Annotated in this window: 18 protein-coding genes and 2 pseudogenes; 7 read left to right on the top strand and 13 right to left on the bottom strand. The window is 60.6% G+C overall.

The window, feature by feature from the left end; genetic code table 11:
• Nucleotides 1–259 precede the first annotated feature (259 nt).
• The 9 genes and pseudogenes from ACSMDR_RS16040 to ACSMDR_RS16000 all read right to left on the bottom strand — a co-directional run bounded on the left by ACSMDR_RS16040 (nt 260) and on the right by ACSMDR_RS16000 (nt 10,500).
• The gene (locus ACSMDR_RS16040; RefSeq protein WP_436468881.1) at nt 260–1,492 is read right to left on the bottom strand and encodes an MFS transporter; all 1,233 of its coding nucleotides are present in this window, start codon (nt 1,490–1,492) and stop codon (nt 260–262) included.
• A 94-nt stretch (nt 1,493–1,586) separates the two neighbouring features.
• Nucleotides 1,587–2,357, bottom strand: coding sequence for an ABC transporter ATP-binding protein (locus tag ACSMDR_RS16035; RefSeq protein WP_436468880.1), 771 nt, complete (start codon nt 2,355–2,357; stop codon nt 1,587–1,589).
• A complete protein-coding gene (locus tag ACSMDR_RS16030) occupies nt 2,350–3,402 on the bottom strand; it encodes a FecCD family ABC transporter permease (protein ID WP_436468879.1) in 1,053 nt (350 codons plus the stop codon). The genes ACSMDR_RS16035 and ACSMDR_RS16030 overlap by 8 nt, the downstream gene beginning before the upstream one ends.
• Nucleotides 3,403–3,521: 119 nt before the next feature.
• Nucleotides 3,522–4,628 carry an ABC transporter substrate-binding protein gene (locus tag ACSMDR_RS16025; RefSeq protein ID WP_436468878.1) on the bottom strand — a complete coding sequence of 369 codons (1,107 nt, stop codon included), beginning with the start codon at nt 4,626–4,628 and terminating at the stop codon, nt 3,522–3,524.
• Between the two features lie 618 nt (nt 4,629–5,246).
• Nucleotides 5,247–6,125, bottom strand: coding sequence for a F0F1 ATP synthase subunit gamma (locus ACSMDR_RS16020; RefSeq protein ID WP_436468877.1), 879 nt, complete (start codon nt 6,123–6,125; stop codon nt 5,247–5,249).
• Nucleotides 6,122–6,361, bottom strand: a complete 240-nt coding sequence (locus tag ACSMDR_RS16015) for a hypothetical protein (protein ID WP_436468876.1) — start codon at nt 6,359–6,361, stop codon at nt 6,122–6,124. The genes ACSMDR_RS16020 and ACSMDR_RS16015 overlap by 4 nt, the downstream gene beginning before the upstream one ends.
• A 68-nt stretch (nt 6,362–6,429) precedes the next feature.
• Nucleotides 6,430–7,812: pseudogene (gene atpD / locus ACSMDR_RS16010) on the bottom strand (F0F1 ATP synthase subunit beta); the annotation flags it as partial.
• A 518-nt stretch (nt 7,813–8,330) separates the two neighbouring features.
• A pseudogene (locus ACSMDR_RS16005) lies at nt 8,331–9,362 on the bottom strand (MFS transporter); the annotation flags it as partial.
• 184 nt (nt 9,363–9,546) lie between these two features.
• A complete protein-coding gene (locus tag ACSMDR_RS16000) occupies nt 9,547–10,500 on the bottom strand; it encodes a LysR family transcriptional regulator (RefSeq protein ID WP_436468875.1) in 954 nt (317 codons plus the stop codon).
• 495 nt (nt 10,501–10,995) lie between these two features.
• Here ACSMDR_RS16000 and ACSMDR_RS15995 point away from each other — a divergent pair, with 495 nt between their 5' ends.
• Nucleotides 10,996–11,772 carry a MurR/RpiR family transcriptional regulator gene (locus ACSMDR_RS15995; RefSeq protein WP_436468874.1) on the top strand — a complete coding sequence of 259 codons (777 nt, stop codon included), beginning with the start codon at nt 10,996–10,998 and terminating at the stop codon, nt 11,770–11,772.
• 192 nt (nt 11,773–11,964) lie between these two features.
• Nucleotides 11,965–13,401, top strand: coding sequence for a 6-phospho-beta-glucosidase (locus tag ACSMDR_RS15990; protein ID WP_436468873.1), 1,437 nt, complete (start codon nt 11,965–11,967; stop codon nt 13,399–13,401).
• A gap of 116 nt (nt 13,402–13,517) precedes the next feature.
• Here the strand turns inward: ACSMDR_RS15990 and ACSMDR_RS15985 are convergent, their stop codons facing one another.
• Nucleotides 13,518–13,940, bottom strand: coding sequence for a GNAT family N-acetyltransferase (locus ACSMDR_RS15985; protein WP_005906398.1), 423 nt, complete (start codon nt 13,938–13,940; stop codon nt 13,518–13,520).
• Nucleotides 13,941–14,107: 167 nt separating this feature from the next.
• Between ACSMDR_RS15985 and ACSMDR_RS15980 the strand changes: the two genes are divergently transcribed.
• Nucleotides 14,108–14,608, top strand: a complete 501-nt coding sequence (locus ACSMDR_RS15980; protein WP_042040626.1) for an SRPBCC family protein — start codon at nt 14,108–14,110, stop codon at nt 14,606–14,608.
• A 165-nt stretch (nt 14,609–14,773) separates the two neighbouring features.
• Here ACSMDR_RS15980 and ACSMDR_RS15975 read toward each other — a convergent pair whose 3' ends face one another.
• A complete protein-coding gene (locus tag ACSMDR_RS15975) occupies nt 14,774–16,051 on the bottom strand; it encodes an NAD(P)/FAD-dependent oxidoreductase (RefSeq protein ID WP_436468872.1) in 1,278 nt (425 codons plus the stop codon).
• 323 nt (nt 16,052–16,374) lie between these two features.
• Here ACSMDR_RS15975 and ACSMDR_RS15970 point away from each other — a divergent pair, with 323 nt between their 5' ends.
• From ACSMDR_RS15970 to ACSMDR_RS15955, 4 genes are all read left to right on the top strand, one after another.
• On the top strand, nt 16,375–17,838 hold the full coding sequence (locus tag ACSMDR_RS15970) for an NAD-dependent succinate-semialdehyde dehydrogenase (RefSeq protein ID WP_436468871.1): 1,464 nt from the start codon (nt 16,375–16,377) through the stop codon (nt 17,836–17,838).
• Nucleotides 17,839–17,988: 150 nt separating this feature from the next.
• A complete protein-coding gene (gabT, locus tag ACSMDR_RS15965; RefSeq protein WP_436468870.1) occupies nt 17,989–19,266 on the top strand; it encodes a 4-aminobutyrate--2-oxoglutarate transaminase in 1,278 nt (425 codons plus the stop codon).
• 305 nt (nt 19,267–19,571) lie between these two features.
• Nucleotides 19,572–19,727, top strand: coding sequence for a hypothetical protein (locus tag ACSMDR_RS15960; RefSeq protein ID WP_161618918.1), 156 nt, complete (start codon nt 19,572–19,574; stop codon nt 19,725–19,727).
• Entirely contained in the window at nt 19,727–21,073 is a 1,347-nt protein-coding gene (locus tag ACSMDR_RS15955) for an APC family permease (protein WP_005906408.1), read from the top strand. Before ACSMDR_RS15960 ends, ACSMDR_RS15955 begins: the two co-directional genes overlap by 1 nt.
• Before the next feature lie 165 nt (nt 21,074–21,238).
• Here ACSMDR_RS15955 and ACSMDR_RS15950 read toward each other — a convergent pair whose 3' ends face one another.
• Nucleotides 21,239–21,532, bottom strand: a complete 294-nt coding sequence (locus tag ACSMDR_RS15950) for a hypothetical protein (RefSeq protein WP_005906410.1) — start codon at nt 21,530–21,532, stop codon at nt 21,239–21,241.
• Nucleotides 21,533–21,795: 263 nt separating this feature from the next.
• Entirely contained in the window at nt 21,796–22,335 is a 540-nt protein-coding gene (locus ACSMDR_RS15945; protein ID WP_436468869.1) for a hypothetical protein, read from the bottom strand.
• Between the last annotated feature and the right edge of the window lie 180 nt (nt 22,336–22,515).

Here is a 22,515-nt window from a genome sequence, read left to right as displayed (position 1 = left end):
TTTGCTCGCTAAACCCGTTTTGAATGGCAGTAGCTAAGACCATCCGCGGTAGCCAAGCGGTTTAAGCGACAACGCCGCACTATCGCTTTGCTCGGGAACATAGTCAGTACGGTGCCGAGGGTGGGATCTGGTCTCAGGGAGAGAGAAAGAGCGCCACTTTTGTTTAGAGCCCAAGCGATGACATCAGTTGGGCTTTTTCAATGCTTCTTGGGGCAGCGGCAGCAGCCCCAGATCGCCGTTTCCCTCGCAGCGCTAGGTACTATCGGAAGGTGAGAGATGTGGCCTCGTTGGGCGGTACCCGCAGATGGCGGTATAAACCCAATCCAGCTACCAGGCCAATCAACCCCAGAAGCCCCCAGATAGCGACGATAGGTCGAGATCCCGCGTCCCCCAGCATGAATCCAATCAGCAAATTACCCAGCAGCGCCATACAGCCGCCAGCACTGGCATAGAAACCGTAGTAGCTACCCAACTGAGCCGCGGGAGCGTAACGGGGCAGTTGGGCTGCAAACAGCGGGAAGCAGAGAATGGAGCCGATAGAGAGAAGGGTGACTTGCAGCAGTACCGCAGGGACAGGCCAAGGAGCCAGCAGCGGCAAGGATAAGTAGCTGGCCCCCATCAGCCCGATGCCCAACCCCATGGCGAGCGGCACCCCCAGGCGGCGCTCCACCAGACGGGACGCCGGCAGCTGGAGCAGGACGCCTATCACGGCCGAGAGGGTGAAAACGCCGCCGAGCAGATGGGTAGCGTCTGGCAGGCTCTGGATGTGTGCAGGTAATGCCAGATAGAGCTGATGGAACAGGACCTGATAGCTGCCCGCCAGCAGAGTGAACACCATGAAGGGGCGCTGGCGCACTATGGTGCCCCACTGGCGCAGGATGGCGCCGCGCGGAGTGTGGGTGTCTACTGGGCGTTTGGGCAGCACCCGATATTGAAGCACCCCGAGCAGGGCGAACAGGCTCGCTGCCAAGAGCCCCGTCAGGGCATAGCTCTGCTGGGTCAAGGTGAGGCCGACCAGGGGGCCGAGCAGCATGCCCGCCTGACTGGCGAGATTGTGCAGAGCGAAGGCGCGCTGACGCTGACTAGGCGCGCTGCACTCGCTCGCCAGATAGGCCTGGGCGCAGGGGGTGAACAGGGCCCCGGCAAAGCCGGTCAGGGCCGCTGCCAGCAGCAGTATGGGCAGGGATTCGGCCCAGCCCAGCAGCGCGAACCCGGCCGAGCGCACCAGGCAACCCCAAACAATGGCGGGGTGATAGCCGATGCGATCCCCAAGGGTTCCCCCCAGCAAAAAGAGCCCCTGCTGACTGAACACCCGCGCCCCCATGACCAGACCGCAGGCCCAGCCGGCAAGGCCAAGCCCGCTGCCCATGTGCTGAGCGAGGAAGGGCAGCATCATGTAGAAGCCGAGGTTGAACGCCAGACCATTGATGATGAGCAGGCGGGCAGCCGGGCTCATGCCCTGCCAGTCCCGCCAGTAGGAGGTGCGGCTCATGCTCTGTTCACCCGGGGGCCGAGTATCGACAAGGCAACCTGGCAGGCCTGAGCACCGCTTGCGATCCGCGGCCAGCACCTCGCTCTCGGACACATCATGATTGTCTGCGCACGGTGCGAAGGAAGGGGATGCCGCTCTGATCGTGGCTTATCTGCACCGGCACCTGATAGAGGCGCTCGATGAGGGCGGCGTCGAGCACCTGGGCGGGGGGGCCGAAGGCTTGCAGATCGCCCCCCGCCAGCACGATCAGCTGATCGGCAAACTGGGCCGCCAGGTTGAGATCGTGCAGCACCACCAGGGTGATCCACTGCTGCTCCCGGGTCTGCTGGCAGAGGTGCTCCATCAGTTGCATCTGGTGGTGAAGGTCGAGGGCGCTGACCGGCTCGTCCAGCATCATGATGCGGGGATCGCGCAGCAGCACCTGGGCGAACAGCACCATCTGGCGCTGGCCCCCGCTCAGGGAATAGAGGGGGCGATCGGCCAGATGGGCGATGCCAAGGGCCTGCAGGGCGCGGCCGGCAGCCAGGATGTCCTCGTCTGCGAGGCGCATGGATAGGCTATCGAGGCGCCCCAGCACCACCACCTCGATGACTCTGAGGTCCAACTCCAGCTGGATGTTCTGGGGCATGTAACCAAATTGCTGACGCCACTTGGTCATCGTCATCTGGCGCGGCGATTGCCCGGCCAGGCTGATCTCGCCGGCGGCCGGGGTCAGTTCGCCAAACAGGGTGCGCAGCAGCGAGGTCTTGCCGGTGCCGTTCGGGCCAATGATCACATGGACCTGGCCCGGGTGCAGGGTGATGCTGAGATCCCGCAGCAGGGTCTGCTGGCCGAGAGAGAGGGAGAGTCGGGATATTTCAAGCACGTTTACGCCCCCTGCCGAGGATAAGCCAGATGAAGAAGGGCACGCCAATGAGGGCAGTGACGATGCCGATGGGAAAGAGGGCGCCCGGCACGATGGACTTGGAGAGCACGGAGGCGGCCGACAACATGCAGGCGCCACACAGGGCCGACAGCGGGATCAGGAAGCGCTGATCTTCCCCCACCAGCATGCGGGCGATGTGGGGTGCTACCAGGCCGACGAAGCCGATGATACCGACGAAGCTGGTGGCGGTGGCGGTGAGCAGGGCGACCAGGATCAGGGTTTTCATGCGCAGCCTGTCCACGTTGACCCCGAGGCTGCGGGCCCGGGCCTCCCCGAGGCGCAGGCTGGTGAGGGCCCAGGCATCCCGGTAGATGAGCAGGGTGCAGATCAGAGTGACAGCAGCCGTGATGGTCAGGGCATCCCAGGTGGTGCGCATCAGGCTGCCAAACAGCCAGAACATGATCTGCTGGTTGAGCTCGGGGGAGGAGAGAAACTGCAGCAGGGAGAGCAGGGACTGGAACAGAAACAGCAGGGCGATGCCCGCCAGGATCAGAGTCTGGCTGCTGACGTTGCGCATCATGGCAAGGCCAAACAAGAGGCTGGCGGCAAACATGCACAGGATGAAGGCACCGGCCGGAATGGCGACCAGGGGCGGCAACCCGAGCCCGCCGGTATAGAGCGCCAGCGCCGCGCCCAGGCCCGCTGCCGCCGCAAGCCCCAGCGTGTAGGGGCTGGCCAGGGGGTTGTCCAGCAGGGTCTGCATCTGGACGCCGCCAAGCCCGAGCGATGCGCCGACCACCAGGGCCATCAGGGCGATGGGCAGGCGCATGTCATGGACTATGGTGCGGGTCATGGGATCGGCCTGGGCGGGGGAAAAGAGGGCATCGACCACTTCTCCCAGCGGCAGCAGGGAGGGGCCGGTGGCAATATCGAGCACCAGGGTGATGCACAGTACCAGGGTCAGCAGTGCCAACCAGTGCCAGCGGCGGCGCTCCCGTTGCCGTTGACGGATGAGGGTCTGCTGGAGGGCAGCCAAATCATTCATGATAACCATCCTGAAACGGGCACTCTCAAGGAGCGCCCGCAAGGGTTAAAGAGGGATGACGAAGAGAGACTTTCCCGACTCGGGTCGGGAAAGTCCGGCCCGTCAGGTTTAACCTGCCATTACTTGATTCCCAGCATAAAGGTGCCCTGGGGACGGATCGGCAGATAGTGTTTGTAGAAGTTCTGATAGGTGGCCAGGGGATCGAGATCCTGGAACAAGTCGGGATAGAAGGCCTTGGCCATGAATTCGATCAGGGCGGCATCCATGATGCTGCGGGTAGCGCCGTGGTAGACCGCATAGAGGCGACCCTGTTGCACGGCGGGCAGCTCGCGCCAGCCCGGACGGGCGGCAAAGCCTGCCAGACGCTGGCGCACTGTTTCGGCAGATACATCCTGACCGACCTGCATCGCCTCTGCACTGCTGACGCTCTCGTAGCCCGCCATCAGGATCACCTCGGGTTTGCTCGCCAGCAGTTGCTCAGGGTGTATGGGGCCCCAGCGATCGACGAAGGGAGCCGCGATGTTGTCACCGCCGGCCAGCAGGGCCATGGCGCCCCACATGTCCTTGCCATAGGTGTAGCTGTACTCGGCGGGGCCCTTGTCCCCCAGCTCGATGTAGACCCGGGGCGGCTGGCGCTTCGCGGCGGCGATGCGCGACCGGATGGTATCGATGGTGGCCTTGTACTCGTCGGCCATCTTCTGGGCACGGGCCTCCTGGCCGGTCACCTTGCCAAGCAGCAGGGTGCTCGCCATGTGGCGGGCCAGGGTCTGGGCGTTGTAGTCCACTACCACTACCGGGATGCCCGCCTGCTCGAGGCGTGGCAGATCCGCGCCGAGGGCTTCGTATTGCCACTGGGCCAGGATCACCAGGTCGGGTTTGACCGCCAGGGTCTTCTCGATGGAGAAGCTCTGATCCTGCACGTTGCCAAGGTCGGGCACCTTGGCCAGTTGCGGCTGGCTGGCGACATAGAGAGACCAGATGGCGGGGCGAGACTTGACGAACCAGCCACGGGACATGCCCACCAGGCGATCTGCGCCACCCTCACCGGCCACGGCCAGATAATCCTCGGGATAGAAACCGAGCACGATGCGATTTGCCGGGAGGCTGAGGGCGACCTTGCGGCCCATCACATCTTCCACTTCAACGGGGGTGGCGGCCTGTGCCATCCAGCTGGTTAGGGCTATCTGGGCAAGAAGTACAAGCTGCACTATGGGGATGCGAAACATTTGTCGAGGCCTTCCGGATCTTCATAAAAAAAAGGATGATAATTATTACTATTAAGTTGTGAGGGAGCAATAGGTTTCTAATGGTCACTCCTGCTGGCAAAAATGGGGCGTTGTTTCCTACATCCGCCACCCCTCCCCCAGCCCCAAGTGACCGCTACACTCAAGGCTTTCTGACAGGCAACCATCGCTCCCGAGGCGGATTCGGTGTCGCACCCTAAACCTTGGGTTTAAGCGCCAATGTGGAAGTCATCTCGATGAGTCGTCACCGCATCGCCTCTTCCATCATCTGATCCATGCTCCCCATCGCCTTGCGCAGTCCTTCGTCAGTGCAAAGGCCACAGGTTTAACCACTGCTTACTAAGCCATATAAAACAAATGGTTAAGTTCATTTAGAAGCTAACCCTTTGTGCTTTTTGCGAGTTGGCCCAACAGCGCGCATCACATACCCGTCTCTGGCAATTCCCCCCCCCCGCCGCCGCTTGACCATTAAAAAGTCACGGGTACACACCCCGTCATAAAGCCAGAAGGGAGCCGCATCATGATGCGGCTCCCTTTGTCATGTCCGGCACTGGCGAATTGGGGCCACTCGCTGTCGGTTGAAGGGTCGATAACCCGTATTTAGCTATCAGGCAGCGCATCGAACCCCGAGATCACATCGAACAGCTCTTCGTCGATGGCCCCTTGGCGAAGACGGTGAAATTCACTCTCAAGCGTATCGAGCAGCTCGCCAATGTTCTTCTCGGCGCGTTGCATGGCGGCCAGGCGACTGGCGTTTTCACTCGCGAGCGATTCGGCGCATGCACGATACAAAGAGACAAAAAGATACTCACGGATCAGGGCCATCTGGGTGGTCAGGTTGCGATCGAGCAATTCGGGCCGTTGCTTTGTCGGCCAGCGGCGGGCCACCAAAGCCTGCTGCCAAGTGGCATCGAGGGGGAGCAGTGGCTGACAGATTGGCTCGTAAAGCGATCCTGACTTTGGGCGATTGTGAAACACGAGGATCCTGCTGACATCTCCGCGCTCGCGCAGGGATTCGGTTTCGATCAGGATGTCGCTGACCAGCGCGCTGATCGCCGAGATGGCACTGGGCAGACGAAAGGCCCGTCCCAGGGTGAAATCACTGTCATCGAGGCGTGAGCGGATCCGATCGCCCGCTGTCCAGATGATGTTGGCGCCCGGCAGCTTATCCAGGGTTTCACTGACAAACTCAACCAAGGATTCGTTGAACTGCCCGACCAGCCCCTGATCGGAACCGAAGACGACCGCCCCCACAGGCCCACTCTCCTGCTCGTCGGCAGGCCGACCTGCCCCTTGCCATTGGCGCAAACTGGCAACCAGGCCGAGCTGAACCGCGCGGTCATAATCATCCAGTGAATGCACCGCACTCTCATACTGACCAATGCTAGAGGCGGCCATCGCCTTCATCGTCCGCACGACAGATTCGAGATCGCGGGCACTGGCTATCTGGCGGCGCAGGTTGGCGGCAGTTTTACTCATTCGCTCCCCTCGTCAGCCGGCAGGAACTGGGCGAGCACCTGCCGCGCCAGGTCAACTATCTGGGTGCGATCCTCATCCGCGATGGCGTCGGCGCTTTCCAGACGGGCACTGTGTTCAGGGGATAGCTGATCGGCGGCCTCGCACACGGCGCGCTCGGCCTCACCCATCTTGCCCAGTGGGATGGCATCAAACAGCCCCGCACTGAGCGCCAGCAAAATCGCTATTTGCTGCACCATGGGGAAAGGCGCAAATTCCTGTTGTTAGTCGCATGAGCCTCCGAATTCTCCTTGTCGCTGTCGGCTTGTTTGCGGTGCGCTTCGTCGATGGCACCGATCATATAGAGCGCACTCTCCGGGAGATCCTTGAACTCATCGCGCAAAATACGCTCGCAGCCATCCAGCGCATCATCCAGGCTGACCTGGCGCCCCTGCATGCCGGTAAACTGTTCCGTGGTGAAAAACGGCTGCGTCAGGAAGCGCTCCAGTCGCCGGGCGCGCGCCACCACGTTGCGGTCCTCACTGGATAACTGTTCGAGGCCCAGCATGGCGATGATGTCCTTGAGATCGGCGTATTGCGCCAAGGTACGACGGACCTCCTGTGCCAGGGCGTAGTGACGCTCACCTATGATGCCCGGCGTTGCCATTTTTGAGTTCGACTGCAAGGGATCGATGGCCGGATAGAGCCCTTCGCTCGCCCGTTTGCGCGACAGCACTATGGATGCGGAGAGATGCGAAAAGGTATGCACGGCGGCCGGATCGGTGAAATCATCCGCGGGCACATACACGGCCTGGATAGAGGTAATGGCACCGGTATCGGTATTGGCGATCCGCTCTTCCAGCTGGGCCAGCTCAGTGCCCATGGTCGGTTGATAGCCAAGACGGGCAGGCATCTGCCCCATCAGCCCGGAGACCTCCATGCCGGCCTGGATAAACCGGAAGATGTTGTCGACAAGCAACAGCACATCACGGTGTTCGTCATCACGGAAATACTCCGCCATGGTCAGCGCGGCATGACCGACCCGAAATCGTGCCCCCGGGGGAGCATTCATCTGCCCGAATACCATCACCATGTTGTCGAGCACGCCTGCGGCCTTCATGTCGCGATAGAGCTCCTCGCCCTCGCGACAGCGCTCGCCGATCCCGCAGAAGATACTGACCCCTTTATGCTGACCCAACATGTTGTGGATCATCTCGGTGAGCAGAACCGTTTTGCCAACGCCAGCACCGCCGAACAGACCGGCTTTACCGCCGCGCTCCAAGGGCATGAGCACATCGATAAGCTTGATCCCGGTGAGAAAAATCTCGGGCTGCGTCGAGCGACGGGCCAATGCCGGAGGGGGGTTGTGTACACTGCGCCAGGTAACGGCAGGGGGAGGAAGACGATCAATCGCTTGACCAAAGACATCGAACATTCGTGACAGGATTTCTTGACCGACCGGGGCCAGCAAGGGTCCACCACTGTCGTTCACCAGCGCGCCCCGCGCCAATCCCTGGGTGGGCGTCAGGGCAATACCACGTACTCGCTGTGCATCCAGCTGCGCCTGCACCTCGATGACTATCTCACCCTCGGCCCCAATCCTCAGCAAGGAGTGGATGGGGGGCAACTGTTGTTCGAAGCAGACATCCACGACACTGCCACGCACCGAGACGACTGTGCCCATATTGGGCGGTGCTCTCTTGTCTGCCATAGAGACTCCCTGGCGGCTCGCACTTAGACCATGGCGAAAAGATAGCCAGCCTGTCACTGACCGCACGGGCAAGAAAGAGAGCGTTTAAAGCTCGGCAAAACGGGTCTTCATCGTTTGGCGACTTGCTACGGGACGATGTGATCTTATCAGGACCACTGCCCTGGATATGTACGTTAACGAACAGACAACACGCTATCTCGACCGCGCAGTGTCAGCGGCGTCGAACATTGCCAGCATCTGGCGAGCGAAACAGGATCCCCCAAGGCGCGGCTCCTGGCCGCGCTCCCAGTCATGATGCCGATGGCGTCTGGATGGTGCGGGGTGGCCGCACGCGCCGACGAAGGGAGAGACTCCAATCCGAACGGAAGGCCCCTTAATAGGTGCTGGCCGCGATCCCATCGACAGCCTGATTGACCTCAGTGACTCGCGGCTTGCGCCGCCTTGCAGGCTTTACCGGCGGCCAGCAGCAAGCCGACCAGCGTCAGCAGGGCGGCAAAATAGCCGACGCCCAGCCAGCCATCGTATTGCCAGGCCAGCATGGCGCCGCTCGAACCCAAGGTGCCGCCGAGGAACATGCCAACCATGAACAGGGTATTGATCCGGCCTCTGGCCTCCTCCCTCAACCCGTAAATAAGATGCTGATGGGCAATCAGCGCACTCTGTACCCCCAGATCCAGCAAGATGACCCCGACGGTGAGCCCGATGAGGGAGAGCCAGGTCTCAAAAACCAACCAGGCGAGCAGCGTCAGCAGCGCCCCCGTCATGATGACGGGCCTGGCCCCCAGCCGATCGGCCAGCCGTCCTGCCAATGGCGCCGCCAGCACACCGGCGGCTCCCACTACGCCAAAGAGCCCGGCGGCATCGGCGTCCAGCCGATAATCAGAGTGTGCCAGATAGAGCGCCAGCACAGTCCAGAAGGCACTGAAAGAGGCAAACAGGGCGGCCTGGGTCAGGGTCGCCTGGCGCAATCTTGGCTCCTGGCGCCAGAGGGAGGCCAGCGAACCCAGCAGGGCGCCATAGCTCATGGGGGTACGAGCCAGACCCAGAGGGATCATCTTGGCCATCAATGCGGCGCCCAGCAAGGCAAGGGGCACGCCGAGCCAGAACATGGTGCGCCAGCTGGCATAGGCGGCCACAAAGCCCGCCAGGGTGCGACTGAGCAATATACCGCTCAGCAAGCCACTCATCACGCTGCCCACGATGGCACCGCGCCGGGCGGGGGGTGCCAGAGAGGCTGCCACCGGCACTATCTGCTGGGCGGCGGTGGCGCCTATGCCGAGCAGGGCCGAGGCCACGACCAGCATCCAGGCACTGCTTGCCGTGGCGGCAAGCGCGGAGGCGATGGCAATCAGGCCAAACTGGCCGACGATGAGCCAGCGCCGCTCAACAAGATCCCCGAGCGGCACCAGAAAGAGCAGGCCGGCGGCATACCCCAGCTGGGTTAGCATGGCGATCAGTGCCGTGGCGGTCTGGCCGGGGAAGTGGCGGCCAATTACCTCCAGCATGGGCTGGTTGTAATAGATGTTGGCAACGGCCAGACCGCATGCCATGGCCATGGCGAAGACGAGACGCCCGCTGACCCCTGATGCGGGCAAACCCGCAGAACGCTCTGTGACTCTCATGACCTGTACCCTGACGATGGGTTGAACGGGAGCCGTGCCTGAGCACGGCCGCTATGATGCATAGCCTAGTGAGTCAGGCTCGCCCGCAGTAGAGGCTCGCAGCCGATAACAGTTATTCCTCCTGGGAATGGATGGTCGTCTGGCTGGCCTTGTCACTCGCCCACTCCGACCGGGATCCCGCCAGGCTCGGCAGGGCGGCAACGAAATCGACAAAGGCGCGAGCCTTGGCGCTCATCAGTCGCCCAGAGGGATAAATCGCCCAGAGATCCAGGGCGGGCAACTGCCAATCGTCGAGCACGGTCACCACCTCCCCCCTGGCCAGCTCGGGGGCAAACATCCATTCCGATGTAATGGCAAGTCCCAGTCCGGCCAGGATGGCGGCGCGCAGCCCCTCGGCGGCCGAGACAGTCAGTCGCCCCCGGGTCGTCAGCTGCACCTGCTCTTCGGCGCGGCGAAACAACCAGCGCTGCCCGCCCCCCTGACGCAGACTGTAGACCACCACCTGATGGTGCAATATCTCCTGGGGCGTCCCAGGCTTGCCCATGGTTCGAAAGTAGTCCGGGGTGGCCAGCACCTTCATCTGACAGCGGCTGAGCTTGCGGGCCACCAGACCGGAATCGTCCAGATCCCCGAGCCGCAGCGCCACATCTATCCCTTCGGCAATCAAATCCACGTTGCGATCGTTTAGCACTATGTCAATCTCAAGCTGTGGATGCGCCGCCAACAGACGGTCCAGATGGGGGATGATATGCACCCTGGCAAAGGTCACGGGCGCGCTGATCCGCAGGCGCCCAGAGAGACCAAGCCCCGACGCCTGTACCTGGGCCTCCGCCTCCTTGATATCTTCCAGCGCCCGCTGGGCGCTGATGTAATAGGCTTCACCCGCCTCGGTCGGGGTCAGGCGCCGGGTCGAGCGCAGCAACAGCCTAACCCCGAGTCTGGCCTCCAACTGCGCCACTATCTTGGAGACGGCAGGTTGGCCCAGATTGAGCCGACGAGCCGCCGCCGAGAAGGAGCCGGTTTCGACCACAAGTACGAATATTTCCATGGCGCCCAGTCGGTCCATACACACTCCAAAAATCTGCTGCATCTTGCTGCGTTATCCCATCAAGATACTCCCCCGCCACCGGTTTCCCTAGCCCGGAGACCGTTGGTTTGAGTCATATATGCTCGCCTTGTCATCGTCTGTCCGCACCATCAATATCGGTGAAGAAGTGATGCGCCAATATCAAGCTAAAAAATAGTTCAAATACTTAACACCCCAGTCAGAGTGACAACAAATAGAAATAATAAAGCCATTGTCTTTTTAATATATTTTTAATCACAGGAAATATAAAAAACCAAGCCTCCTCCCCCTGATAGGAAAAAACACACAAACCGCCATAAACATATATCGTCAATCCAGTGACTGCATGTAAATACATGGCTGCCTACCCATGATTCAATACTGATCACTGTGCACAGCGGGAAGAGATAGGCTTGATGGCACCTGACGCCGCCTTAACGTCGCCCAACCAGGGGACGCAGGTTAAGATTTACAAGGGGCATTAGGGTTGTCATCATGCAAAATCTTGGTTTTCCTGATAGCGACTCGGCGGTTTTCATCATGTTCAATCATGTCTCCCTCTCCACCTTCAACGAGCTGGAGCTGATGGTGTATCACTACGTCATCAAGCACAGGGAACAGGTCCCCTATATGCGGATCCGTGAGCTGGCAGAGGCTGCCGGGGTCTCGACCACCACAGTGCTGCGCTTTTGCAAGAAGCTAGGCTGCAGCGGTTTCTCCGAGTTCAGGATCCGCTTCAAGCTCTCTTTGGAGCAAGACACTGGCTCAGTTACCCGCTTCGGGGTCAATGAGTTGATGAGTTTCTTCAAGAGCATCAACAACCCCGAGTTCGAGACGCTGATCGACCAGGCCGCCGCCCTTATCTCAGATGCCGAACGAGTGCTCTTTGTCGGGGTCGGCACCTCGGGCTCCCTCGGAAAATATGGCGCCAGATTCTTCTCCAACGTCGGCAAGTTCAGCAACCATATCGATGACCCTTATTACCCTATTAGCACTGACACCTTCAACAAGGCGGTCGCCATTATTCTCTCTGTCTCGGGGGAAACACCGGACATGTTGAAGTTGGCGCAAAAATTCAGTTTTCACAAATGCAAAATAATCAGCATCACTAATAGTGAAACCTGTTCTCTTGCCAAATTGGCAGACTTTAACCTCTCCTACCATATGCCACAACTCCTCATCGGCCAGAACCACAATATTACAACTCAAGTTCCCGTCGTTTATATCCTTGAGACCATAGGCCGCCGTTTGACGACCAATCCACCCGCCTAAAACAGCTTGTTTTTTCATTGTGACAAATCACTGATGACCTATTTCGTTATATCGTGACTTTGTTATTTGCTTTGCTACCATCAGCCATCGCACCTCGCCCAGAACCGCGCCCAATCATGGGGCTCTTACCGATAGTTCGGCGAGGAACAACCATGCCATGCCCTTATTCGGGCCTTGATGAGAGAGAAGCCAATGAAACAGCAAGGATTACCAAAAGACTTTCTGTGGGGCGGCGCAGTAGCGGCCCATCAGGTGGAAGGGGCCTGGGATCAGGGCGGCAAAGGACCCAGCATAGTCGACGTGCTATCGAGTGGTGCTCATGGGGTCGACAGGGTCATCACCGACGGCATACTGCCCGGCTATCACTATGGCAACCATGAGGCGGTGGATTTTTATCACCACTACCAGCAGGACATAGCCCTGCTGGCCGAGATGGGCTTCAAGTGCTTCCGCACCTCCATCGCCTGGTCGCGCATCTTCCCCAAGGGCGATGAGCTGGTTCCCAACGAGCAGGGCCTGCAATTTTATGACGACCTGTTCGATGAGCTGCTCAAGCATGGCATAGAGCCTGTCATTACCCTCTCCCACTTCGAGATGCCCTGGCACCTGGTCAAGGAGTACGGTGGTTGGAAGCATCGCAAGCTGGTCGAGTTCTTCGTGCGCTTTAGCGAGACGGTACTGCGCCGCTATCAGCACAAGGTCAAATACTGGATGACCTTCAACGAGATCAACAACCAGCGTAACTGGCGCTCCCCCCTGTTTGGCTACTGCTGCTCTGGCGTTATCTACAACCAGGAACCCAATCCGGAAGAGTGCATGTATCAGGTACTGCACCACCAGTTTGTGGCCAGTGCCCAGGTGGTCAAGCTTGGCCATGAGATCAATCCCGCCTTCCAGATTGGCTGCATGATAGCCATGGTGCCCCTCTATCCCTACTCCTGCCATCCGGACGATGTGATGTATGCCCAGGAAGCGATGCGCGAGCGCTTTCTGTTCAGCGACGTCCATGTGCGTGGCGCCTATCCGAGCTATATCCGCAAGGAGTGGCAGCGCAAGGGTTACCAGATAGCCATGGAGCCCGGTGACGAACAGATACTGCGAGAGGGCTGCGTCGATTACATCGGCCTGAGCTACTACATGAGCAATGCGGTACGCGCCCACCACCAGGGCAGTGGCACCGCGCTGTCAGGCTTCGAGGGCGGGGTGCCCAACCCGCACCTCAAGGCATCGGATTGGGGCTGGCAGATAGACCCGGTCGGCCTGCGTTACAGCCTCAATATTCTCTATGAGCGCTACAACAAGCCCCTGTTCATCGTCGAGAACGGCTTCGGCGCCCTGGATATGCCGAGTGAAAGCGGTGAGGTACAAGATGACTACCGTATTGAATACCTCAGCGCCCACATCGCGCAGATGAAGAAAGCGGTGATTGAGGACGGGGTCGAACTGATGGGCTACACCCCCTGGGGCTGCATCGATTGCGTCTCCTTCACCACGGGGGAGTATCGCAAACGCTACGGCTTCATCTATGTGGACAAGCACGACGATGGCAGCGGCAGTCAGGCGCGCAGCAAGAAGCAGAGCTTCCACTGGTACCAAGGGGTGATAAAGAGCAACGGTGAAACGCTCTGAGCTCCCCCAGGGGCCAGCTCATTGGCTCCATCAAGATAAGAGAAGGGCTGCCTCAGGGCAGCCCTTCTTCATTGTTGAAACCATGGATGGCCGATGAGCTCACCGACCCTTATGGATCAATAGAGGCAGAGCCTGCGCCAGGGCCCGGTGACCTCGCACAATCCCGTCTCCTCGGTCGGCTCCCAGCCGAGACGCCGATAGAAGGCAATGGCGGCGGTATTATTGATGGCCACCTTGAGGGAAGCGGGTCTGGGCAACTCGGCCAGTGCCTTCTCCAGCAGGGCACGCCCCATCCCCTGACCATGCCAATCGGCGGAAACATAGAGATGATGAACGAAACTGTCTGGCGCCCAGATGGCGATGAAACCGCAGGGAGTGCCCCCCTGCTCTGCGACCCAGATCTGCTCGCCGCTGATCTGCTCGGTAAAATCTTCCAACGCAAATTGCGAAGGATCTACCCAATGAAACGTCTGGCGACGTCCTTTTTGAAACAGACGGGATAATGGTGCCACATCCGCTTCAGTCATGGCTCTGATCATCAACCTTTCTCCCTTGCATGGCCCGGCTCGAGCACGCTATTGGCTATCAGCTTACCCCAGATGGGTGACAGGAACCGGTTCACAAGCAGGCGAGCTGCTGTTAATTTGAACAGATGAGGGGCTATACTGCCCGGGTCCCGCCTACGGATGTGTGAGGTTTGCCGACCATGGATAACAAGCAACTTGAAGGTAACATCTTTATTCCCGCCCACCTAGATGATGTCTGGCATGCCTGGACTACGGAGAGCGGGCTGCGCAGCTTTCTCGCCCCTGAATGTCTGATGGTGGCCGAACCCAATGGCCCGTTCGAGATCTATTTTCGCCCCGACGCCCCCCATGGTGAACGGGGCAGCGAGGGTTGCCGGGTCATGGCCGTCATGCCCCATGACCTGCTCAGTTTCAGCTGGAATTTCCCCCCCCATCTGCCCCATGTACGCCAGCAGAAGACCCAGGTCAGCCTGCGCTTCGTGCCTGAAGACCAGGGTACCCGCCTCCATCTGCTGCAGACCGGTTGGGCCAATGACCCAGACTGGGATGAGGGCTACGACTACTTTCGCCATGAATGGTTGGACGTCGTACTACCCCGCCTGCAATACCGTTTCACCCACGGTCCCATCGACTGGCACAACCCCCCCAGCGGCCAGCAGCTCAAATGCCTGGCGCAGTAACCGCCAGCTTTCTTGCGTCACAAGCAACGCCGCCCAGGGGCGGTGTTGTTCTTATGTGACAGCCAAGGCCCTTGATTGATGGGTCACGCAGCCCGCGAAAATAACCCTGAAACACCAAGGCCACCCTGAGGTGGCCGTGGTGTTGGCGCGCCGAGAGCCCCGCGATCAGACCCCCAGCCGATCCCGCAGGCTGTACCAGGCGGCGCCGGCGGCGGTGAAGGGGATACGGAACAGACGCCCCCCCGGGAAGGGGTAGTGAGGGAGCTTTGCGAACGCATCGAAGCGTTCTGCCTGGCCGCTCAAGGCTTCGGCCAGCAGCTTGCCCGCCAGATGGGTACAAGTGACGCCGTGGCCGCTGTAGCCCTGCATGTAATAGATGTTGTGGCCGATGCGGCCAAACTGCGGCAGACGCGACATGGTCAGCAAGAAGTTGCCGGTCCAGGTGTATTCCACTTTGACGTCGGCCAGTTGCGGGAAGGTCTTGAGCATCTTGGGGATGATCAGCCGCTCGATGTCGGCGGGATCCCGGGCGCCATAGACGACACCGCCGCCGTAGAGCAGCCGGTGGTCGCCTGTGGTGCGGTAGTAATCGAGCAGGTAGTTGCAATCTTCCATGCAGTAATTCTGCGGCAGCAGTTGCCGGGCCCGCTCTTCCCCAAGCGGCTCGGTGGCGATCACCTGGGTACCGCAGGGCATGCTCTTGCCCGCTAGCTCAGGCACCAGATTCCCCAGATAGGCATTGCCCGCGACCACCACGAAGCGCGCCTTGACAGCCCCCTTGGCGGTGCGCACCAGCGCCGGTTGCCCGGGCTCTATGCTGGTCACGGCGGATTGCTCGAAGATGCGCCCCCCTTGGCTGCGGATGGCCTCGGCCTCCCCCAGCGCCAGGTTGAGGGGATGGATATGGCCACCCCGCTTGTCGAGCAGGCCACCGACGTAGCGATCGCTACCCACCACCTGACGGATCCCCTCTTTATCCAGCAACTCAAGCTGATCGTTGCCCCACTTCTGCCAACGCCGCTGCTGGGCCTTGAGCTCGTGCAGCTGCCGCTCGGTATCGGCGGCAAAGACGCCTCCTTGCTGCAAGTCACATTGAATGTCGTAGCGCTTGATGCGCTCGCGAATGATGTCACCGCCCTCGAACAGCATGCTGCCCAGCAACTTGGCCTGATCCGGCGGACAACTCGCCTCTATGTTGTCGATATCGCGGCTGTAGGAGTTGACTATCTGGCCGCCGTTGCGACCGCTGGCGCCAAAACCGACTCTGGCCGCCTCCAGCACCACCACCGAATAACCCTTCTCAACCAGATGCAGGGCACTGGAGAGACCGGTATACCCGGCGCCTATGATGCAAACATCACACTCCAGTTGTTCATCGAGACTGGGGAAAGGCGCATGGGTATTGGCACTGGCGGCGTAGTAACTCTTCACATGTTCGGTCATGATCCCTCTATCCTCACACGATTGCGCTCAATAATGGCTGAAAATGAGGCCTTGCCTGGCCTCTTTTTGGGGACAAAAACGCAGTGGCTGCGAGTCGGGCGGACAGTGCCACCCGTTCATTATTTTGCACACCCATAACCAAAAACCTCTCTATAACACCACTTCTAGCACGCCAACATCGCTGTGGGCAACCGCATTTAACACTTGAAAAACAAAACCGCGACCATTATGGTCATCCAGTGCTTATTATTCTATACAGTTGCGTCCTGGGTTATTTCCTGTGATCTCATCCCGAACGCCCTGAATCTACCGCCGAGGCCCCCATGTCACAGACAGCGCAGCTCGAACCCCAGACTCACTCCCTTGCCTATATAGATGGTCGCTGGTGCCAGGCCCATAGCGGTCGCCAGTTTGAGGTGACCAACCCGGCCACCGGCGAACTCATCACCCTGGTGCCGGACATGGATGGCGCCGATACCCAGGCCGCCATAGAGGCAGCCCATGCCGCTCAGCCTGCCTGGGCGGCACTCACCGCCAAGGAGCGCAGCGCCAAACTGATGCGCTGGTATGAGCTCATCATGGCGGAGCAGGATGCCCTGGCGCGGCTGATGACCCGGGAGCAGGGCAAGCCCCTCGCCGAGGCCAAGGGGGAGGTCGCCTACGGCGCCAGCTTTATCCAGTGGTTCGCAGAAGAGGGCAAGCGCGCCTACGGCCGCACCATACCGGGCTTCAGTAGTGACAGGCGACTGGCCACCATCAAGCAGCCGGTCGGGGTTGTTGCCGCCATCACCCCCTGGAACTTCCCCATCGCCATGATCACCCGCAAGGCAGGCCCAGCCCTGGCCGCCGGTTGCACTATCGTCATCAAGCCCGCCGCCGAGACGCCCCTGTGCGCCCTGGCCCTGGCAGCACTGGCCGAGCAGGCCGGCATCCCGGCGGGGGTGCTCAACGTAGTCACCTCCCATCAGGCCGCCATCATAGGGGATGAGCTCTGTGCCAATCCTCTGGTGCGCAAACTCTCCTTCACAGGTTCAACCCGCATCGGCAAGCTCTTGATGCGCCAATGCGCCGACACCATGAAGCGCGTCTCCCTTGAGCTGGGCGGCAACGCCCCCTTCATCGTGTTCGACGATGCGGACTTGGACGCCGCCGTGACCGGGGCCCTGGCTTCCAAGTACCGCAATGCGGGCCAGACCTGCGTCTGCGCCAACCGCATTCTGGTGCAGGCCAGCGTCTATGACGCCTTCGCCGGGAAGCTGGCCGCCGCGGTGCGCGCCTTCAAGGTGGGCGATGGCCTTGGCGAAGGCAGCCAGATTGGCCCCCTCATCAACCAGGCCGCCGCCGACAAGGTCGCCACCCTGGTGGAACAGGCTCAGGCTGCCGGTGCCCGCGTGCTGGTAGGTGGCAAGATCCACGTTGCCGGCCCCCTCTTCTACAGCCCGACCATATTGACCAACGTCCAGGCCGACAACCCCATACTGCAAGAGGAGATCTTCGGACCCGTCGCCCCGCTGGTGCGCTTTGAGACCGAAGCCGAGGCCATCACCATCGCCAACGACACCCCTTATGGGCTGGCCGCCTACTTCTATGGTCGCGACATCGCCCGGGTATGGCGAGTCGCCGAGCGCCTCGAATACGGCATGGTGGGCATCAACGAAGGGATCATCTCTACCGAGCTGGCGCCCTTTGGCGGCATCAAGGAGTCAGGCCTGGGCCGGGAAGGCGCTGCCGAAGGACTCGATGAGTATCTGGAAACCAAATATCTCTGTTTCGGCTCCATTGCATAACAAAGCAATATGGTGAATTATTTATTCACTAAAATGGCACACCGGACCAGCAGTGCCATGAGATGAGACAACCTAAGGATGGGGAGCGGCAGCCAGACTGCCGACTCATCAACATACAGTGAGGGGCTAGCCCCTGATGGGAGAATCAAGATGAGCAATCAATCCTGGCAGGCACGTCGCGAAGCCGCCGTGGTCAACGGCGTTGGTACCCTGATGCCGGTCTTTATCGACAAGGCACAGAATGCCGAACTGTGGGATGTGGAGGGCAACCGCTACATCGACTTTGCCTCGGGTATCGCCGTGCTCAACACCGGCCACAACCATCCCAAGGTGGTGGCCGCGGTACGCGAGCAACTGGAAAAATTCAGCCACACCTGCTTCCAGGTCACGCCCTACCCCGGCTACATCGAGCTTGCCGAGAAACTCAATGCCCTGGTGCCGGGATCAACCCCCAAGCGTACCCTGTTTCTCTCCACCGGTGCCGAAGCGGTGGAAAATGCCATCAAGATAGCCCGCGCTCATACCGGTCGCAGCGGCACCATCGCCTTCAAGGGCGGCTTCCATGGCCGTACCATGATGGGCATGGCGCTCACCGGCAAAGTGGTGCCCTACAAGACAGGATTCGGCCCCCTGCCGGGGGAGGTCTATCACCTGCCCTTCCCGGCCGATTATCTGGGCGTGAGTGAGGCCGATGCCTTGGGGGCGCTCGACCTCTGCTTCAGTGCCGACATAGAACCAACCCGGGTCGCCGCCATCATCATAGAGCCGGTACAGGGTGAAGGGGGCTTCTACCCGGCCTCCCCCAGCTTTATGCAGAGCCTGCGCAAGATCTGCGATCAGCACGGCATCGTGCTTATCTGTGACGAGATCCAGAGCGGTTTTTGCCGCACAGGAAAAACCTTCGCTACCGAATACAGCAACATCGAGCCAGATATCATGACCCTGGCCAAGAGCCTGGCGGGGGGCTTCCCGCTCTCGGCCGTGGTTGGCAAGGCGGATATCATGAACGCCGCCAAGCCCGGTGGATTAGGGGGCACCTATGCGGGCTCCCCCATCGCCTGCGCCGCCGCGCTGGCGGTGCTCGAAGTCATTGAGGAGGAGCAACTCAACCTGCGCGCCCAGGCCCAGGGCGAGCAGATAAAGGCCCGGCTGCACCGGCTCGCCGAGCGGTTCGACTGCATCGGCGACATTCGCGGCCCGGGGGCCATGGTGGCCATGGAGCTGGTCAAGGGGCGCGATGCCCGGCAACCTGACCCCGACCTCACCAAGCGTCTGGTGGCCGAGGCGGGCAAACAGGGGCTGGTGCTGCTGGCCTGCGGCGTGCGTGCCAACGTCATCCGCTTCCTGGCACCGCTCACCGCGTCCCAGGCGCTGGTTGACGAGGGGCTGGACAAGCTGGAACAGGCGCTGGCCGCCGCCCTCTCCTAGGCCGGGTGCCGCGACCGACCACCTCAGCCCGGGCCCAGTGCCCGGGCTGAGTGTTTACCCCGGAACAAGCCCCTGAACTTGCACCAAATATTTGCACCATACCGCGCTGCCATGGGTTGTCATCCCCGTCCATCTGGGGCAAAATGCGCGCCGCTAAAATAACCGACTTGGTTGCCAAGTCGGTTATTTTCATTTTGTTGTTTACCACCATACCGAGGCCGGGCCTTTTCCCGGAAATGATATCCGGGGTCGCACTCATAGATGGCGCGAACCCACCCATGATTTATGCCGCTATGAGGAACAAGATGGGGCTCTCTTATACTTCGTCTCCGCTCGCCGGAGTCAGCCTTGGCAACGCGATTGCCAACGACCTCTGCACCACTCCATCGAGTGTGCGTCTGTTCAGTCCCCTGGCGTCTCGCCATGACCATGCCCTGGCGGCAATGCAGGAGGTTCGCTGATGTCTGATGCACCGGTTCGCCTCAAAAAAACCCTCAAGCTGTGGCAAGTCGTGGTCATCGGCCTCGCCTACCTGACCCCCATGGCGGTGTTCGACACCTTCGCCATGGTCTCCGACATCACCAGCGGCCATGTTGCCACCTCCTACCTGCTGGCGCTGGCCGGGATCCTGTTCACCGCCATCAGCTACGGCCATCTGGTTCGCAAGTATCCCTCTGCCGGGTCGGCCTATACCTACACCCAGAAGACCTTCCATCCCTACGTGGGCTTCATGGTGGGCTGGTCGTCCCTGCTCGATTACATGTTCATGCCGATGATCAACATGCTGCTGGCCAAGATTTACCTGACCGCCATGTTCCCCGGGGTCGAACCCTGGATCTTTATCTTCGGACTGGTGAGCGTGATGACCATGCTCAACCTGCGCGGCATCAATCTGGTGGCCAACTTCAATGGCCTGATCGTGCTGGTGCAGGTTGCCATCATACTGGTGTTCCTCGCCCTGATGGCCCATGCCGTCTACTTCGGCGAGGGGGAAGGCACAGTGCTGAGCAGTCGTCCCTTCTACTCGGATCACACCGCCCTGCTGCCGCTCTTTACCGGCGCCACCATTCTCTGTTTCTCATTCCTGGGCTTCGATGGCCTGAGTTCGCTCAGTGAAGAGACCCCCAACGCCGGCAAGGTGATCCCTCGCGCCATCTTGCTGACCGCCCTCATTGGCGGCATCATCTTCGTGCTGGTCTCCTACTTCCTGCAGCTCTACTTCCCGGACATCAGCCGCTTCAAGGAGCCCGATGCCGTGCTGCCGGAGATCGCCCTCTACGTCGGTGGCAAACTGTTCCAGAGCATAGTGCTGGTCAGCACCACGGTCGCCGTACTGGCCTCCGGCATGGCGGCTCACGCTGGCGTGTCGCGGATCCTCTACGTGATGGGGCGCGATGGCGTCCTGCCCGAGAAGGTATTTAGCTACGTGCATCCCACCTGGCGTACCCCGGCCATCAACGTACTGCTGGTCGGCGCCCTGGCGCTCTCCGCCGTCTCCTTCGATCTGGACATCGCCCTGGCGCTGGTCAACTTCGGCGCCCTGGTCGCCTTCACCTTCGTCAATCTGTCGGTGATCGCCCAGTTTTATGTGCGCGAACAGCGTAACAAGACCCTCAAGGACAACGTCTGCTTCCTGCTGCTGCCCCTGTGCGGCGCGGCCACCATAGGCCTGCTCTGGATCAACCTGGAGCTGAGCTCCCTCTACCTTGGCCTCATCTGGGCTGCCCTGGGCCTGGTCTACCTAGTGCTGCGCATCAAGCTCTCCCAGGCGCCGCTGCGAGAATACGAAGAGGCGGAGCTGCAATAAATCGCGCCCGTCACACCTTGCAAACAGAAAGGGGAGCCATCGGCTCCCCTTTTTATCCCCCCCAATGCGACGCAAAGGCGCTCTCCACCAGCGGTCTCCCTTTGCCAAGACCAGCAAAAGGGAGCCTTGGCTCCCTTTCATCGACATCTTGGCTCGCGCTAATGCTTATTTGATCACGGCCTTGCTCGCCGCCTTGGCGGGGTTGTCGACGACGTTGCCGACCTTGTTCCTGGAGTCAGAGACCGAGTCCTTGGCATCGGAGACCTTGCCTTTCTTGTCATCCAGACCGACAGAGTCCTTGGCCGTTTCAGCGACGGAGCAGCGCCCGCCAACCCCGACCGTGGCCTTCATGGCCGCACCCTTGACCGCCTTCTCAGGGGTACAATCCGGATTGATGACTCCCGCCTGGGCACCCAGGGTGATCAGACTGAGGGAGAGACAGAGCAGCAGTTTTTTCATGACAGACCCACTTTCGATGACGAATGAATATCTGCCAGTGTAGGGCGATGTGTGCCGGGAGCAAGGTGCATCCGCTCGCCCCCCTTACCTGGGTGGCTTGCGCCACGAGAAGAGACAGCTCATCTACAGGTCCAATCAGGCCCGGTTATCTGGCCAAGAGGCCCCGTAAAAAAGGGGCCGGCCCGCCATGGCATCGAACATTCTCGAAGCGTCTTGAATTGTCGCAACCTGGCGAAGATCGCTTACCCGGCGATCCGCTGAATTTATCGCACCAGACGCCTGGCGGCCGCCCTGCCGGGATTGTCCACGGCATTCTCGACCCGCTGCTTGCTGCTGCGCGCCTTGCGATAGGCATCATCCACGCCGCTCGCCTGGGCTGCCTTGCCCTTGGCATAGCCCGCCGGATTGTTCACCGCATTCTCGACCCGCTGCTTGCTGCTGCGCGCCTTGCGATAGGCATCATCCACGCCGCTCGCCTGGGCTGCCTTGCCCTTGGCATAGCCCGCCGGATTGTTCACGGCATTTTCGACCCGCTGCTTGCTGCTGCGCGCCTTGCGATAGGCATCATCCACGCCGCTCGCCTGGGCTGCCTTGCCCTTGGCATAGCCCGCCGGATTGTCCACGGCATTTTCGACCCGCTGCTTGCTGTTGGCCGCGGAACAGCGGCTATTGATACCCGTAGCGCCATTGACGGCCGATCCCACCGCTACCTGTCCGGCACTGCAACCAGAGGAAAGGACGTCAGCCCGAGCAGAAAGGGAGACCAGGATCAGGGGAACTAGCAAGAGAGACCCGTGCTTCATGACAGACTCGCGATAGCTGAAAAACGACCGCCAAGTCTAATGGCCTGAGGAGTGAGCACAAGCATTGATGAGTGTGACTCAGCAGCCTGACCAGGCAAAGCACACTCAGTTTTGTACCCAACCGGCATGCTGGTCGAGGGGCGTACCAGGAATAGCCTGACCGCTTGCCATCCCTGTCAA

Origin of the sequence: Aeromonas molluscorum (genome assembly GCF_051376105.1) — a bacterium.
Classification (GTDB): domain Bacteria; phylum Pseudomonadota; class Gammaproteobacteria; order Enterobacterales; family Aeromonadaceae; genus Aeromonas; species Aeromonas molluscorum.
This window is presented reverse-complemented; position numbering and strand designations above follow the sequence as displayed.

Excerpts from the sequence above, each read along its gene's own strand:
- ACSMDR_RS16040 (WP_436468881.1), bottom strand. The coding sequence starts at position 1,492 with ATGAGCCGCACCTCCTACTGGCGGGACTGGCAGGGCATGAGCCCGGCT.
- ACSMDR_RS16030 (WP_436468879.1), bottom strand. The coding sequence starts at position 3,402 with ATGAATGATTTGGCTGCCCTCCAGCAGACCCTCATCCGTCAACGGCAA.
- ACSMDR_RS16025 (WP_436468878.1), bottom strand. The coding sequence starts at position 4,628 with ATGTTTCGCATCCCCATAGTGCAGCTTGTACTTCTTGCCCAGATAGCC.
- ACSMDR_RS16020 (WP_436468877.1), bottom strand. The coding sequence starts at position 6,125 with ATGAGTAAAACTGCCGCCAACCTGCGCCGCCAGATAGCCAGTGCCCGC.
- ACSMDR_RS16015 (WP_436468876.1), bottom strand. The coding sequence starts at position 6,361 with ATGGTGCAGCAAATAGCGATTTTGCTGGCGCTCAGTGCGGGGCTGTTT.
- ACSMDR_RS16000 (WP_436468875.1), bottom strand. The coding sequence starts at position 10,500 with ATGGACCGACTGGGCGCCATGGAAATATTCGTACTTGTGGTCGAAACC.
- ACSMDR_RS15995 (WP_436468874.1), top strand. The coding sequence starts at position 10,996 with ATGCAAAATCTTGGTTTTCCTGATAGCGACTCGGCGGTTTTCATCATG.
- ACSMDR_RS15990 (WP_436468873.1), top strand. The coding sequence starts at position 11,965 with ATGAAACAGCAAGGATTACCAAAAGACTTTCTGTGGGGCGGCGCAGTA.
- ACSMDR_RS15985 (WP_005906398.1), bottom strand. The coding sequence starts at position 13,940 with ATGATCAGAGCCATGACTGAAGCGGATGTGGCACCATTATCCCGTCTG.
- ACSMDR_RS15980 (WP_042040626.1), top strand. The coding sequence starts at position 14,108 with ATGGATAACAAGCAACTTGAAGGTAACATCTTTATTCCCGCCCACCTA.
- ACSMDR_RS15975 (WP_436468872.1), bottom strand. The coding sequence starts at position 16,051 with ATGACCGAACATGTGAAGAGTTACTACGCCGCCAGTGCCAATACCCAT.
- ACSMDR_RS15970 (WP_436468871.1), top strand. The coding sequence starts at position 16,375 with ATGTCACAGACAGCGCAGCTCGAACCCCAGACTCACTCCCTTGCCTAT.
- gabT (WP_436468870.1), top strand. The coding sequence starts at position 17,989 with ATGAGCAATCAATCCTGGCAGGCACGTCGCGAAGCCGCCGTGGTCAAC.
- ACSMDR_RS15960 (WP_161618918.1), top strand. The coding sequence starts at position 19,572 with ATGGGGCTCTCTTATACTTCGTCTCCGCTCGCCGGAGTCAGCCTTGGC.
- ACSMDR_RS15955 (WP_005906408.1), top strand. The coding sequence starts at position 19,727 with ATGTCTGATGCACCGGTTCGCCTCAAAAAAACCCTCAAGCTGTGGCAA.
- ACSMDR_RS15950 (WP_005906410.1), bottom strand. The coding sequence starts at position 21,532 with ATGAAAAAACTGCTGCTCTGTCTCTCCCTCAGTCTGATCACCCTGGGT.
- ACSMDR_RS15945 (WP_436468869.1), bottom strand. The coding sequence starts at position 22,335 with ATGAAGCACGGGTCTCTCTTGCTAGTTCCCCTGATCCTGGTCTCCCTT.